This window comes from Niabella hirudinis (genome assembly GCF_051201075.1).
GTDB lineage: Bacteria > Bacteroidota > Bacteroidia > Chitinophagales > Chitinophagaceae > Niabella > Niabella hirudinis.
The window spans coordinates 552337-566193 of sequence record NZ_JBPEHJ010000003.1; the positions used below are offsets into that span (position 1 = coordinate 552337).

General features: G+C 43.6%; 14 protein-coding genes. 7 read left to right on the forward strand and 7 right to left on the reverse strand.

The features are described from left to right. The first annotated feature begins 179 nt into the window (after positions 1 to 179). The 4 genes from GGU45_RS08780 to GGU45_RS08795 all read left to right on the forward strand — a co-directional run bounded on the left by GGU45_RS08780 (position 180) and on the right by GGU45_RS08795 (position 2716). Positions 180 to 893: a ferritin-like domain-containing protein gene (locus tag GGU45_RS08780; protein ID WP_435223875.1), complete on the forward strand. Its 714-nt coding sequence runs from the start codon at positions 180 to 182 to the stop codon at positions 891 to 893. 25 nt (positions 894 to 918) lie between these two features. Continuing rightward, complete coding sequence (locus tag GGU45_RS08785; protein WP_435223876.1) at positions 919 to 1740, forward strand: ferritin-like domain-containing protein; 822 nt, start codon at positions 919 to 921, stop codon at positions 1738 to 1740. A gap of 29 nt (positions 1741 to 1769) precedes the next feature. Further along, positions 1770 to 2174, forward strand: coding sequence for a hypothetical protein (locus tag GGU45_RS08790; RefSeq protein WP_435223877.1), 405 nt, complete (start codon positions 1770 to 1772; stop codon positions 2172 to 2174). A gap of 155 nt (positions 2175 to 2329) precedes the next feature. Beyond that, complete coding sequence (locus tag GGU45_RS08795; RefSeq protein WP_435223879.1) at positions 2330 to 2716, forward strand: response regulator; 387 nt, start codon at positions 2330 to 2332, stop codon at positions 2714 to 2716. A gap of 1150 nt (positions 2717 to 3866) precedes the next feature. Here GGU45_RS08795 and GGU45_RS08800 read toward each other — a convergent pair. From GGU45_RS08800 to GGU45_RS08825, 6 genes are all read right to left on the reverse strand, one after another. After that, positions 3867 to 4847: an alpha/beta hydrolase gene (locus GGU45_RS08800; protein ID WP_435223881.1), complete on the reverse strand. Its 981-nt coding sequence runs from the start codon at positions 4845 to 4847 to the stop codon at positions 3867 to 3869. A 31-nt stretch (positions 4848 to 4878) separates the two neighbouring features. Then, positions 4879 to 5562 (reverse strand): type 1 glutamine amidotransferase domain-containing protein, encoded by a 684-nt coding sequence (locus tag GGU45_RS08805; RefSeq protein ID WP_435223882.1) that lies wholly within the window; start codon positions 5560 to 5562, stop codon positions 4879 to 4881. A gap of 179 nt (positions 5563 to 5741) precedes the next feature. After that, on the reverse strand, positions 5742 to 6677 hold the full coding sequence (locus GGU45_RS08810) for a helix-turn-helix domain-containing protein (protein ID WP_435223884.1): 936 nt from the start codon (positions 6675 to 6677) through the stop codon (positions 5742 to 5744). Positions 6678 to 6693: 16 nt separating this feature from the next. Next, positions 6694 to 7632, reverse strand: coding sequence for an NAD-dependent epimerase/dehydratase family protein (locus tag GGU45_RS08815; RefSeq protein ID WP_435223886.1), 939 nt, complete (start codon positions 7630 to 7632; stop codon positions 6694 to 6696). Between the two features lie 480 nt (positions 7633 to 8112). After that, on the reverse strand, positions 8113 to 8460 hold the full coding sequence (locus tag GGU45_RS08820) for an SDR family NAD(P)-dependent oxidoreductase (RefSeq protein WP_435223888.1): 348 nt from the start codon (positions 8458 to 8460) through the stop codon (positions 8113 to 8115). A 178-nt stretch (positions 8461 to 8638) separates the two neighbouring features. Next, complete coding sequence (locus GGU45_RS08825) at positions 8639 to 9640, reverse strand: AraC family transcriptional regulator (protein ID WP_435223890.1); 1002 nt, start codon at positions 9638 to 9640, stop codon at positions 8639 to 8641. A gap of 85 nt (positions 9641 to 9725) precedes the next feature. Here GGU45_RS08825 and GGU45_RS08830 point away from each other — a divergent pair, with 85 nt between their 5' ends. The 3 genes from GGU45_RS08830 (at position 9726) to GGU45_RS08840 (ending at position 13186) form a co-directional block, all read left to right on the forward strand. Then, entirely contained in the window at positions 9726 to 10400 is a 675-nt protein-coding gene (locus tag GGU45_RS08830; protein WP_435223892.1) for a hypothetical protein, read from the forward strand. A gap of 114 nt (positions 10401 to 10514) precedes the next feature. After that, the gene (locus tag GGU45_RS08835) at positions 10515 to 10829 is read left to right on the forward strand and encodes a HopJ type III effector protein (protein WP_435223894.1); all 315 of its coding nucleotides are present in this window, start codon (positions 10515 to 10517) and stop codon (positions 10827 to 10829) included. 116 nt (positions 10830 to 10945) lie between these two features. Continuing rightward, complete coding sequence (locus GGU45_RS08840) at positions 10946 to 13186, forward strand: S9 family peptidase (protein ID WP_435223896.1); 2241 nt, start codon at positions 10946 to 10948, stop codon at positions 13184 to 13186. A 140-nt stretch (positions 13187 to 13326) separates the two neighbouring features. Here the strand turns inward: GGU45_RS08840 and GGU45_RS08845 are convergent, their stop codons facing one another. Next, positions 13327 to 13749, reverse strand: a complete 423-nt coding sequence (locus tag GGU45_RS08845) for a c-type cytochrome (protein ID WP_435223897.1) — start codon at positions 13747 to 13749, stop codon at positions 13327 to 13329. Between the last annotated feature and the right edge of the window lie 108 nt (positions 13750 to 13857).

Sequence of the window (13857 nt, forward strand, 5' to 3'; positions counted from 1 at the left end):
ATATTCAAGTAACATACATTCGCAAAAAGGGGCTGTAGCAATACGGCCCTTTTTTAGACCCTTATCCCGTAACAATAGCACCCGCAAAAATAATTTCAGCATCGCAATCCGATTGTAAATAGTATCCGTATCTATTTATATGTAACGCTCTTCACATAACATCAAAAAAATATACAAATATGAAAAAAGATTCCTTACAACCGGAACGTACCGGTGTACAAATGGCACACGCAAAAGACGTTAGCCGGAAAAAATTCCTCTCCGTGCTTGGCATCGGCGGTTTGGGCCTTGCCGGCTTTGCCGCCTGCAACAGGGATGATGATGGCATGGGCAGCACCCTCCCGCCTGGCAGCGTCGATCTTGGCAAAGGTGATATCGGCATCCTGAACTATGCCTACGCCCTGGAACAGCTGGAAGCAGCTTTTTATACAAAGGTTGCTGCATCTCCCTATTCCGGCATCACAGCTGCGGAAACCGCGCTGCTTACGGATATCCGCGATCATGAAGTAGCGCACCGCGAATTTTTTAAGAAGGCGCTGGGTACAGCAGCTATACCTGCGCTGAACGTAAATTTTTCTGCAATCGACTTCGCAAAAAGAGATTCAGTGCTGGCCACCGCAAAAGCTTTTGAGGACCTTGGAGTATCGGCTTACAATGGTGCCGGAGCACTGATCGCCGACAAGAACTACCTGGCGCTTGCCGGAAAAATTGTTTCAGTGGAAGCCCGGCATGCTGCCTATATCCGCGATCTTATCAGCAACGGTTCATTTGCAGACAGTACGGTTATCGATGCCAACGGTATGGACCAGGCAAAAGCACCTGCCCATGTACTGATGATTGCACAATCGTTCCTGACCTCCAAATTATGGGGAGGTAATTTGCCCAAATCCTGATCCTTCATTTTAAAAACAAAACATTATGAACCTGCATCAACTATTAAACAGCATTGAAAAAGCCGACCCGGATATTTATGAACGCCTGGGTCCCCGCCGAAAGGCGATCCGCAACTTCGTCGGTATCGGCGGGAAGCTCGCGCTGGCAGCAGTACCGCTTGCATTGGGCGGGCTATTAAATAAGGCGTACAGTCAATCGGCCCCGGCAGATATAAAAGGGGTTTTACAATATGCCCTTACACTGGAATACCTGGAAGCAGAATTCTATACCAAGGCAGTTGCCTCGGGGATCATACCTGCCGGCGCTCCTACAACAGCATTGACCACTATTCGAGATCATGAGAATCAGCATGTGGCCTTTTTAACAACAGTGATAAAGCAGCTGGGTGCAACGCCGGTATCTAAGCCCACATTTGATTTTACCGCCGGCGGGCATTTTGCAAATGTATTCACGAACTATGATCTGTTGCTGGCGGTGGCCCAAACCTTTGAAGATACCGGAGTGCGGGCTTATAAGGGGCAGGCTGGCGTATTAATGAGCGATAACACCGTACTTACAGCCGCGCTGAACATTCACTCAGTGGAAGCCCGGCATGCCTCGCACATCCGCCAGATGCGGCGGACACGTAATAGTGATGCCACCATTAAACCCTGGATTACCGGGAAAAACCCGGGTGGCATCAGCGATGACGCGGTGCAAAAAAGCTATAACGGCGAAGAGCTCACAACCCAGGCTGGTATTGATCTTACAGCATTTGTAAGCAGTAGTGCCGCATCGGAAAGTTTTGATGAGCCGCTGACCTACGATCAGGTAATCGCCATCGTACAACCTTTTATTAAATCATAACCAACCGTTCAATCTCTAAAAATATCAACATGAAAAAAGCAATATTAATCGCAGTATGCTTTATTATAAGCAATACAGGAATAAGCGAACTTAACGCTTCAAACGGCGTCCCGTTAACATACCATTCAAAAAAAGCTGAATGGAAAAAGGTAAAGAACCAGGCCTGGCCGGGTATAAAGGACGGAACGACCTATTGGTACAAGCTGGATAAGATGGCAAAACTCTGGTGGAGCACCGATGGCAAAAAATGGGCTGCTGTCAAAGGTGGGGCATGGATGGATAAAGATGGTAAATGGCTCAGGATCCATCAAGGCAAACTCGTATGGCCTGCCGAAGGAGCGAAATGGGAAGAGGTACCAGAATGGAAGTGGCAGGGTGCGGATGGCAAATGGTACAAATTTGACCAGCACTGGGCCTTGTGGGTGAACGAATGATTTTGCTTTGCCCGGCTGGTAGGCTGTAAATGAAGCAATACAGCGCACAGGCTGTCAAATTTGAAATGCGGTGTATTGAATTGTTGTTTCAAGAACTGAAGTTGTCCGGGATCACCGATCCTTGCACCCGCCGTACTTCAGCTTAATTCTATACAATGACGGAAGGGCTTTTTGCTATCTTAGTCGTAGATGACGAACAGGATACTCTATATTTAATGACTCAAATTTTGAGGCAAGGGGGAGTTACAGTTATCGGGGCTGCCTCAATTAAAGATGCAACGGCCATATTGAAAGAACATTCAGAAATTAAACTCATTTTTCTGGATAATCATTTATCCGACGGTTGTGGATGTGAATTTATAGGACGTTTTAAAACGTTCGTGTCCGCTCATATTAAAGTGATTTCCGCTTATGCGACGGATTGTGAGCTAAACTTAGCTAATGATAACGGAGCTGATGGCTTTATAACAAAGCCCTTTATCAAAGAACAAATATTGGAGTATATTGAGGTATGTGATAAAGCAGCAATCAGACTGGATTGAGACAGTCGAATGTTCCCTAAAAACCGGTAATCGGTTATGGTGGCCTGCGGTGGATATCGCGATATTGAAAAAAGTAGTAGTAAATCTGGCAGAAAAGGCAATAAACGGCAGCTACTTGAGAGAGTTGCCGTTTATTATTTGGTACTAGCTACAAATCAAATTATCCCGGGTGAAGCTACCTGAAAGGATCTATTGGAAGACAGAAGCCATTACACTGACTGCAGTAAAAATGGTGACTCCCTTTTTGATCACCTTGCTTGACATTCCACATAATTGGCGGGATTTTTTATACTTTCATCCTGGAAATTGCTTGATATATATATTCTGTTAGGTAAAGAAAGCCGTTCGCCCTCTTGGTTAGATCTTCATGATTTTTTGATATCGTATAAAGTACCGTCTGGAAGCAGCGTTTTTTGAATCTTTCTTTTGATCTCCAACTTGCTAAAACCTCATATTTCAGCGAGGTTTGGCAGTTTTTGCAGCGCAAAGGAAAGCAATTTCTCAAGATTAGGTATGTAAATATTCTTGAATAGATTATTGTTAGAATGGAACTTCGTCTTCCTCTACCTCATCTGGGAAAAGTGAGGAAAAGTGCTCTACATCTTAGATTGGTATTAAAGAAGTTTTCTGTGTTCGAACATACAACCGTTATATGACCTTCATCAATTTGCAGTCGTTCGCGTATCAAAGAAAGTCTATTAGTAGAGCCTTCTTTGATGTTGGATTCTGACGCGATTAGAAATTTCCCTTGGGTTGGTCGCCATTCTGACAGTCCGGCAATTCACAAAGTTTCAAAAAATCCTCAATAACTAAGTTCGCACCATTTCCGTTCAGCCTACTTAACGAAACACAGTATCAAAAGTGTTTCGTCTCTTTACACTGCTAACTAATGGAATGCCAATAAATTATAGTTGAGCTGTTGGCAGTTAGATTTTATGCCAATTAAACGCCCTCGTTTTTTACAACAAAAGACATAAAATGATATAGGAGAGGGTATTAGCTTACTTTTTCATTAGTTCGATTTTCGTTTAAGGATTTGCATGTTTTCCCTTACTATAGCATTTCCAAAAATAATCTATCACCAAATTCCAAATACAAGACTGTCCTGTAAATAACAGGACCACCTTCAAAAATTTATATAAAAACCGATTTAAGGAAACAATGCATTCTTTAATGCCAAAGCACCCTGCTGCGAAGAAAACTTAACGGCTTCAACGTGGTCCAAAGGATTTAGTAAACCATAATCATGGATAAATCCGTTGTAGGTTTCAATCGTCGTAGGCACTCCGGCTTCGTCCAATTTACGGGCATAAGCCAGACCTTCATCAAAAAGAATATCATTTTCTGCCAGTTGTACCAGTGCTGGAGGAAGTCCTTGTAATTGTTCCAATGTGGCATTAAACGGTGTGGCATAATATTCTTTTCGCTTTTCAGCATCGGGTAAATAGCTATCCCACATCCACTTCATCATAGGAGCAGTAAGAAATCTCCCCTCTGCATATTTCCGCCAGGATTCACGGGTAAAATCTGCATCCGTAACGGGCCATAAAAGCAACTGGAATTTTATTTTCGGGCCGTCTTTGTCTTTTGCCATCAAACAAAGTACAGCGGTCATATTGCCGCCTACGCTGTTTCCTGCTGCTGCCAAATTTTTACCGTCAACGCCAATTTCAGCTCCGTTTTCAGCTACCCATTTTGTTGCGGCATAGATCTGATTGATAGCCACTGGATATTTTGCTTCGGGGGAGGGTGTATAATCTGTAAAAACAGCTGCAGCTCCGCTGTTTACTACCAGATCCCTTACCAGTCTTCTGTGAGTCGGGTAATCGCCCAATATCCAGCCGCCACCATGGGTGAACATAAAAACCGGGAGGTTTTCCGAAGCTGCATTTGCAGGTTTTACGATGTGGATGTTTATAGTGAAGCCGTCCTGTGCAATTTCTCTTTCCTCTTCGGTAATGCCCGAGTAATCTACCTCAACAGATTGCTGCGCATCTACCAGTACCTGTCTTGCATCCTGTGGCGTCATTGTTTCTAATGGTTCACCGCCACTGTTGTTGAGTGCATTCAGAAATTCCCTGATTTGTCTTAAAATTTGCGGGTCTTTTTCCGCTGGTAAGAACTGTGCCATTGTGTAAATTTTTAATTGTTATTTGATTTAACTATTTCTCCAACTCTTTTACAACCACTTTTGCCATCTTTTTAGAACTGAAAGGATTTTGTCCGGTTATTAAATTCCCATCCACCACTACTTTTGAAGTCATTGGAATAAATGCTTTATCATAAATCACGCCTTTTTCTTTTAAGGACGCTTCCAAATTAAAAGGAACCTCTCTTTTTCTGCGGGCAATACTTTCTTCAAACCAATCAAAACCCGTTAGTTTTTTTCTGCTAATTAAATAAGTTCCATCAGGCAATTTCACATTTAATAATCCACCTACTCCGTGGCAAATAGCTGCCACCATTTTCCCACTTTCATACTGACGGCTGATGATGGATTGTAAAGTTTCATCATCCGGGAAGTCATACATCGTTGCATGTCCGCCAGCCAGGTATACACAATCGAAACTTTCGTTCTGTACCTCAGGAAGGCTTTTAGAATGGTTTAACTCATTCATAAAGCCCGGACTTTCGTAATAGTTCTTTGAAATTTTGTCCAATACTAAAGGCTTCAGACTTTCCGGGTCAATGGGAACTGATCCGCCTTTCGGACTTGCGATGGTAACATCCCAGCCTTTTTCTTTAGTTGCCTGGTAAATATGTGTCAGTTCACTTAACCATAAGCCTGTATCTAATCCGCTTGCATAATGACCCACATTTGTTACAATTAACAAGAGTTTTTTCATTTTTAAAGGATTTGATATTTATGAGTAACAAAATTCGTTCTAAAAAACAAGGCATCTGTAACGCAATTACGGAAGTTTGTAACCGTATTTCTGAAAATGAGGTTTCTCCCGGTCATATACGCGTATAGAACTGCGGAAACTCAGTGTTTCTGCTAAATTCTTCAATCTTGTTTTTGTGACTAATTAAACGACGTCCTGAAATCCAAGGGCGATACCGCGGTTCTGCTTTTGAACAGGCGGTGAAAGGATTGCGGATGCTCAAAGCCTAACTCGTAGGCAATTTCGGAAACAGATTTGTTAGTTGTTGAAAGCATCTCTTTTGCCTTTTCTATGACCCTGTTCTGTATATGCTGCTGCGTGGTTTGCCCCGTCTGCACCCGGAGCATATCGCTCAAATAATTGGGACTCAGGTGCAGTTCCCCCGCAACATACTGCACTGTAGGGATGCCTTTTGTCAATAATTGCTCGCCTTTAAAATAATCGTCCAGCAGCGTTTCCAATTTAACGAGCAGATCATTATTGACTTTTTTCCTTGTTAAAAACTGGCGGTTGTAAAAACGATCGCAATACTTCAGGAGCAAATCAATATTAGATACCAGCAAATCCTGCGTGAAAGCATCCATATTGGCATCTATTTCAAGGGATATATTTTCTACAATATCCATCACCGACTTTTCTTCTTTTTCAGAAAGGTGCAGTGCTTCATTGGCTGCATAAGAAAAATAACCGTATTCTTTTATTGCAGCGGCTAACGGATAGCTTTGCAGAAAATCGGGGTGCACTACCAAAACAAAACCTTTTACGCCGTTTAGCAAAACGTCCTCAAACTGCAACACCTGATGGGGTGCGATGAAGTATATGATACCCTCATCAAAATCATAATATTGCTGCCCATATTTGCATTTTCCGCCTGCACAGTCTTTTTTTATGGCAACCACATAGAAGTCCGTGGTTACCGCGCTTAAAATGGTTTCCGGCTCCAACTTCACCTCATCAAAATTAAATACACTGATCAGCGGGTTGGACGGTTTACCCAATCCCAGGGACTGATGCAGCGCACTGACAGAGGGAACTTTCAAAGGAGCTTTCATTTGCTGATTTTCAGATTTATTCATTGCTAATTTACTGATTTTATTTTTGTACTGCTGATTGCCCGTTCTTAATTTGTTCTATTCCTTGTTTATAAGACGTTACTTTAAATTCAGGGAAACGTTTCCTGAATTTGGTATCGTCAAAAACATTATCGTGTTCATATCTCGGCAGTAGTTCCTGCAATTCCTTTACCCGCTGGTTAAATCTTGCCCCTATTTTAAAGACGAATTTTGGAACAACGGAGTATTTCAGTTCTTTACCATAGATATCAGCCGCCAATGCAATAAATTGTTTGTATGTCGGGTGGCTTTTATCAACAGGCAAATGCCAGGTCTGTCCGAAAGCATCGGGCGCGTTACCGATCAGCGCAGTAGCACGACTTGCATCAGGTGTCCATATCAGGCTGCGTTTTTTATTGTCGCTTAACGGCACTTTCAGCTTTTTGCCTTCCTTAATATTGTTGAAGATTAAGGTATTGGTAATGCTTTGTGTTTTCCCGGGACCGTAAAATTCAGGCGCACGGCAGATTACTGCTTCCAGTTCTCCTGATTGCATTTCTTTCAATACCATTTCGGCCATTTCCTGGCGAACTTTTCCTTTTCTGCCGATGGGATCAAAAATGGTTTCTTCCGTAAGCAGCCTGTTGTCCTGCGGATACATATATGTGTTGTCAAAGAACACCAGTTTGGTGCCGTTGATTTTGCAGGCTTCAATTACGTTCCTTAAAATAAGCGGAAACTGTTGTTCCCATAGATCTGAACTGATAGGCAAGCCTAAAGTGAAATAGGCTCTCTCGCTGCCCTTTACGGCTTCAACGGCTTTTTCACGGGCAGATAAATCTGCTGAAAAAGCTTCATCTGTATCATTTACCTTCTTGGCTTCACGGCTTACGATCCTGATATCGGAAGTAAAATTTCTTTTCAGCTCTCTAGCCAATTCTTCACCTATTTGCCCGTTAGCTCCTAATATCGTTTGCATATTTTTTGCTGCTTTTAAATTATAATACAAAGTTCGATAACCTACCTGAACGCGGTGTATCTGGATCAACGAAAGTTGTAACAAAATCTCTGAAATGACTGCAATATCCTTACAAGGATTGGGAACCAGGTTGTTCTTAATTTATTACAAGGTCGGTAATTCAATAAAGCTCAATAAATCCTCCGCAAAACGGTTGGATAAACTGGCCAGATGGGGGAACCTTCTTGGACCTGGGAATAAGTAAAGTTAGTCGTTTCCAATAGTTTTATCGCCATTCTGGCAGTCCGGCAATTCACAAAACTTCAAAAAACCCTCAACAATTAAGTTCGCATTATTTCCGGTCCGCTCTACCCACTTTCCCTACCTGGGAAAAGTTCACGAAAAATTAAAAGCGGCAATTCCTTAAAGAGTTGCCGCTTTTAATTTGGTGATAGCTGCCGGGGTCCTTACCGGTAAATTGTAATTTGCTTAGGGAATGGTTCAATAATAAGGAACTGTACTACTAAGCTGTTCAAACTTCTCTGTCGGGAATTCTTCCAGGGGAGCCACGTGTTGCAGCCCGGCATTGTTAATTAAAATATCCGGCGATCCAAAAGTCTTTTGCGTTTTGTCTAAAGCGCTCCTTACTTCCTGTTCATTTGAAACATCGCATTTTATCCCTATAACCGCTAAGCCCTGCTCTTTTAAAGAAGTGGCTACCTGCGCAATCTGTTCTCTATTCATATCAGTGATCACAATTTTTGCATTTGCTTTAGCAACGGCAGTACTGATCTCCAGGCCAATACCACCGGCTGCGCCCGTAGCTAAAACGACTTTCTGATTAAACATTGTATGTATTTTAATTAATTAACAGTAGTCTCCGGAACCTGTTAGCAATTTTTAAACGCCCCAGAATAACCTCTTTTATTCTTTTGATATTTAATGATCGGTTAGCTAAGTTGCCCGCAACAGCGTAAAATATTCAAAAGAGATCTTGCCGGGTGATGGCGGGCGCTAACGGGCTTTTTTACCGCTGTTCTTTCCTTAATGCCCTCGGCGCTGATTTGGTCCAGGATTTAAAGGCCTTTCTAAATGCCGTGAGGTCGGAGTAACCAAGGATATCGGAAATCTCGGATATTTTTATAGACGGATTTTGCATTAACTGAAGGGCTATTTCTTTTCTTATTGTTCCTGCAATTGCACGAAAACTGGTTTGCTCCTGAAGCAACCTGCGCTGCAAATGCCGTGGCGTTATATTTAATGCTGTGGCCGCTTCTTCAATTGTGGGGATCCTTCCCTTGAACTGCATGAACAATATATGTTTTAAATTTTCTGTCATGCTGTTAGTAGCCAGCAATGCCTGTTTGTCGGCCATAATAGCGTTGAAGAGCTGGAACATGGATTGATCGCTGGTAAGCAGGGGCGTTGATATATCGTTTTTATTTAGAACAATGCGATTGGCCTCTTTATTGAAAAGTACATCACATCCAAAAAACTTCCGGTATGTTGAAATTTCCCGCATTGCGTAAGCCAGTTCAATGCGCAGCGGAACAATGTGTTTGCCCGAGAGGGTGCTGCAGGTATTGAGGATTGCAGCAAATAAGAAATCATTGGCATGCCTTGCCGGTTCCGGATATTTCATTAGCCACATCTTGTTCTGAGTAATTTCAAGAGTGGCTGCATCATTGACCGTATACCGGTATTCAACCATTGGTGATGCTATGGAGCCATACCTGCATAATACCTGAATACTCTGATCAATATCTTTACAGCTTTGAACCAGAAAGCCAACCATCCCATGAAGCAGCGTGGTTGTGCTCATGCCTACATGCAGGCCAATCAATGGGTTGCCGGACAGCTTTAACAAGGGTACCCAAATGAGCGCGGCCTTCTCCCATTCAACCATGTTTTCTGAGTTACTAATTTCTTCGGGACTGATACCAGACATCTGGCAAAGGGTGTCAAAAGCGGCTCCCAATGAAGCTGCCGTTTGAAAAATGCTGCGAATGACCGTTCCCTGTAATGCCATGGCGTAAAATATATCATTTCAGGTAGAAAATACCCCTTTCCCCGCCGGTACTATGGAGGTACTTTGCATTATAAATCACAAAATTATGGAATCAGCTAAAAACATGTTTTTAAAAAAATGGGTAAGAGGCAATATCGCCGTTTATTCCGGTGCCCTGGGTTTTTTTCACCCGCTTATTGCGCACGGGCTTACCGGTGATCATAATAAACTATTAACCACCCCGCAGTTTATTATGCATACCTTGTCGTTGTTTGTCTTTGTTTTCTTTCTCGTAAGAACGCAGAACAGGATATTTCAAAGGGTAGGGAAGCCGGAAATTCCGATCGGCATCTGGCCGTTTCTGTTCTTTATACCCTGGGTGTTCTGGCTCGGCTATTATACCTTTTTTGTTCCTTTTGATATATTGTTCATGTTCCTGTCTATCGGCATCATCAATGCAATACAATTAAAATCAATGGTTCAATCCCCTGGAAAATGGGTATGGCAATGTCTGCTGGGTTATTTTCTTGCTGCAGTAGCAGGTATTGTAATCGGCCTGGGCGCCTATTTGCTTTATTATAAGCATTTTCAGGGAATTGCCCGGGATATGGCTACCTGGCTCTCCATCAGCATTCCGGCGGCGCTTGTTGTTGCTTATTATTTCAAATATATTTTAAAGAACCAGCTCCTTTTGTCAGAAGAAGATACCTCCGGTATGGTTTCTGAACAGAAGCCGTTTCTTCAAAAGTCGTCCGAAAAAGCCAGGCAATCCTTTCTGTAACGATCTTACGGGCGTGTTTAACCGGACAAACGCAGGTTGGAATCAGAGGTTCCGTTATCAGGCCCTGTGATCTGTTGGTATTTCTTTATTTTCGCTGCGCGTAAAAATTACATTATGGTAACTACAGTTTTGGCACAATTGGCAAAAAAGGAAATCGATTTTAAAGGAGTACTGGCTTTTATTGATCAGCACTATACACACGACCCGATACCATTTACAAACGGATCGTTGCGGAATGCAGCCACCGAGAACCAGGGTAGCGCAACAATTTTTTCTTTTGCACGGCAACAAGGGTTGGGAAAGGAAGAAACACTCCAATTGTTTGCAGAGCATTACCAGGCCGTATTGGATGAGCCGGAAGGAAACAATCACCAGAACATCCGCCAGTTCATGATTCATGGCTGGGAGGGTATTGTTCTGGGAGCATAGTCAACGGCCTTATGTTTCGGTTTTTATTGATAACTTAGTTGTTTTGTACCATTGGTGGTTGCCTGGTTTTGGTCTGGGCCGATTGTTTTCTCAAATTCCCCTTTCTTAAAAAAAAGATGAAATTTATTTTAACGATTCTACTGCTTTTGCCCTGCTGCATACATGGAAATACACAGGGCACACTGACTGATTATAAGCATGCAAAGGAGGTACATGAGGCCTACCGAAAAATGTACGATGTGCCCCGGCAGATAACCTGGTCGGCGGATGGCGAAAGTTTTTTTTACACGGTGCGTAAGCCGGGCGGCAGAACAGCACATTATCTTGTAAATGCAATAGCAAGAGAAAAGGAACCCATCGACATGGTGGAAATAGCCCGGCAGATGACCGCGCTGAAATCCGCCCCTGTAAGAATAAATTCGATACAAACAGGATCCGGTTTTAAGGTAGTGAACGCAGCGGAAATTGAATTTGCAGCAGACGCCATAAAATGGAAATGGAATAATCGCAGGAAGCAATTAACCAGGCTGCAGAACACCAGGTCTTTGAACGATCGAAATGTGTATTGGGGGGCCATTGCCGATGACAGTAAAGGAGTGTTCGTAAGTTCACCCGACTCCGGCTACACAGCGTTTCTCAAAAACAACAATATCTACCTGCATAAAAAGAAAGATGGCAAATTTGAAAAACAATTAACTTTTGACGGGAGCCCCGGAGAATATTATTCCGCAAACATTCTATGGAGCAGCGATTCTAAAAAGATTGCCGTTGTTAAAGTGCGCAAAGCAGCCGTCCGGCAACTGACGCTAATAGAATCATCGCCGCCGGATCAGTTGCAGCCAAGGATACTAACCCGCAATTACCCAAAGCCTGGGGATGCATTACCACAGTATTACCCGGCTGTTATTTCAGTGGAAAGCGGTCGCCTGTTTTCTGTAGATCCGCACGCGGTGGAAAACCAGTTTTCTATTACAAATATGGCCTGGAGCCGGGATGACAGCAGCATTAGCTTTGAATATAACCAGCGGGGACATCAGCACTATGATGTGTTGCGGCTGAATGCAATTACGGGAGCAACCAGGGCAATCATCAGCGAAACAAGCGCTACATTTATTGACTATAGCGGTAAAAAATACCGGAAGGACATTGAAAAAACCAACGAGATCATTTGGGCCTCGGAGCGCGATGGATGGAACCATCTTTACCTGTTTGACAGCCGAAACGGGCAGTTAAAAAACCAGATCACGAAAGGCCACTGGGTAGTTCGCAATGTGGTGGCAGTGGATGTTGATCATCAGAAAATAATTTTTGAAGCCAGTGGAATGAAGAACGGTGAAGATCCGTATTTGATAAGATATTACTCAATTGGTTTCGATGGCAGCGGTTTAACGGAGCTGACACCGGAAAGGGCTAACCATCAGGGCGTTTTTAATGGACAAAACTCTTTGTTTGTAGATGTTTTTTCAAGGGTAGATGAGCCGCCCGTTGCGGTGCTAAGAGATGCTAATGACGGATCGGTGCTGATGCCATTGGAGCAGGCCGATATTTCTGAACTGAATAAGGCAGGGTGGAAGCATCCCGAAGTTTTTTCAGCGCCCGGCCGGGATGGTAAAACGGATATCTGGGGCATTATTGTTCGTCCGCGGAATTTTGATCCGCAAAAAAAATATCCGGTAATAGAATATATTTATGCCGGCCCGCATAGTTCTTTTGTGCCCAAGAGTTTTGTACCCGATCCCGCATCAGCAATATATGAACTGGCGGAACTTGGGTTTATTGTGGTGCAAATGGATGGCATGGGTACCTCTAACCGGTCAAAAGCCTTCCAGGATGTAGCCTGGAAAAACCTGAAAGATGCGGGCTTCCCCGATCGCATTGCCTGGATGAAAGCCGCCGCAAAAAAATATCCTTATATGGATTTGAGCAGGGTGGGCATCTACGGCACTTCCGCCGGCGGGCAGTCTTCAACCGGCGCACTATTATTTCATCCTGAATTTTATAAAGTGGGCGTATCCTCCTGCGGCTGTCATGATAACCGCATGGACAAGATATGGTGGAACGAACAATGGATGGGGTGGCCCATCGGCCCGCAATATGCCGAATGCTCCAATGTGGACAATGCCTATCGCCTGCAGGGGAAACTGATGCTGATCGTGGGAGAGCTGGATGATAATGTAGATCCCTCCTCCACCTTCCAATTGGTAAACGCATTAATCAAAGCCGGGAAAGACCATGAATTTATTATGGTTCCGGGGACAGGACATTCGTCGGGCGGTGATTTTGGCGAAAAAAAACGCCGCGATTTTTTTGTAAAAAATCTGCTGGGCGTACAACCCCCCGCCTGGAATCTATATTAATATCATTTGTTCAGGAAATGTAAACGTTCCGATTATTTTTTCCAGTAATCCTTTGCCCCGGCAATCGTTGAAAAAGCTGTATGCAGCATAATGGCATACTTATTTTTAAGTTGAAATACGTGGAATAACGGCACTGTAGCTTACTGTCGCAGCGACAGGATATAGCGAACCATAGTTTGTGCATCATCTGCCGTCAGCGCCGGATGAGGTATCATTACGGCTGCACCCCAGCTTCCGCTTCCGCCGCTGATGATTTTCTTGGCGAGGTATTGGATGTAGGCTTCGTTTACGGGGTATCGTTTTGCTATATCCCTGAATGCGGGTCCTATTGAGCGTTTTTCATCCTTATGGCAGGTATAACAATCGGAATAGCCAATGAGGACTTCTCCCTTTTTGGCAGCTGCTACCGGCACGCTGTCGCTGGGCCCGGGTATCGGTTTTATATAGTCGATGGGCTCTCTGACCGTTTGGTGCGGTTCGTTGTTACAGGCAGCCATAAACAGGATGATCAGCAGCAGGCCGCCTGCTGAAGCAAATGATCGGGTTATCGGAAGTATACTCAATATATTCCTGGTTGATTTTTTTAAAATTAGGAATAAATGATGACGCCTGTTATAAAAAAAGGATTCCATCTGTTGTTAATGGTATTCGATCAAGGCCAGGGGTGGCCA

Bases quoted from the DNA above. Each gene is read 5' to 3' on its own strand.
- GGU45_RS08780 (WP_435223875.1), top strand. From the start codon at position 180: ATGAAAAAAGATTCCTTACAACCGGAACGTACCGGTGTACAAATGGCA.
- GGU45_RS08785 (WP_435223876.1), top strand. From the start codon at position 919: ATGAACCTGCATCAACTATTAAACAGCATTGAAAAAGCCGACCCGGAT.
- GGU45_RS08790 (WP_435223877.1), top strand. From the start codon at position 1,770: ATGAAAAAAGCAATATTAATCGCAGTATGCTTTATTATAAGCAATACA.
- GGU45_RS08795 (WP_435223879.1), top strand. From the start codon at position 2,330: ATGACGGAAGGGCTTTTTGCTATCTTAGTCGTAGATGACGAACAGGAT.
- GGU45_RS08800 (WP_435223881.1), bottom strand. From the start codon at position 4,847: ATGGCACAGTTCTTACCAGCGGAAAAAGACCCGCAAATTTTAAGACAA.
- GGU45_RS08805 (WP_435223882.1), bottom strand. From the start codon at position 5,562: ATGAAAAAACTCTTGTTAATTGTAACAAATGTGGGTCATTATGCAAGC.
- GGU45_RS08810 (WP_435223884.1), bottom strand. From the start codon at position 6,677: ATGAATAAATCTGAAAATCAGCAAATGAAAGCTCCTTTGAAAGTTCCC.
- GGU45_RS08815 (WP_435223886.1), bottom strand. From the start codon at position 7,632: ATGCAAACGATATTAGGAGCTAACGGGCAAATAGGTGAAGAATTGGCT.
- GGU45_RS08820 (WP_435223888.1), bottom strand. From the start codon at position 8,460: ATGTTTAATCAGAAAGTCGTTTTAGCTACGGGCGCAGCCGGTGGTATT.
- GGU45_RS08825 (WP_435223890.1), bottom strand. From the start codon at position 9,640: ATGGCATTACAGGGAACGGTCATTCGCAGCATTTTTCAAACGGCAGCT.
- GGU45_RS08830 (WP_435223892.1), top strand. From the start codon at position 9,726: ATGGAATCAGCTAAAAACATGTTTTTAAAAAAATGGGTAAGAGGCAAT.
- GGU45_RS08835 (WP_435223894.1), top strand. From the start codon at position 10,515: ATGGTAACTACAGTTTTGGCACAATTGGCAAAAAAGGAAATCGATTTT.
- GGU45_RS08840 (WP_435223896.1), top strand. From the start codon at position 10,946: ATGAAATTTATTTTAACGATTCTACTGCTTTTGCCCTGCTGCATACAT.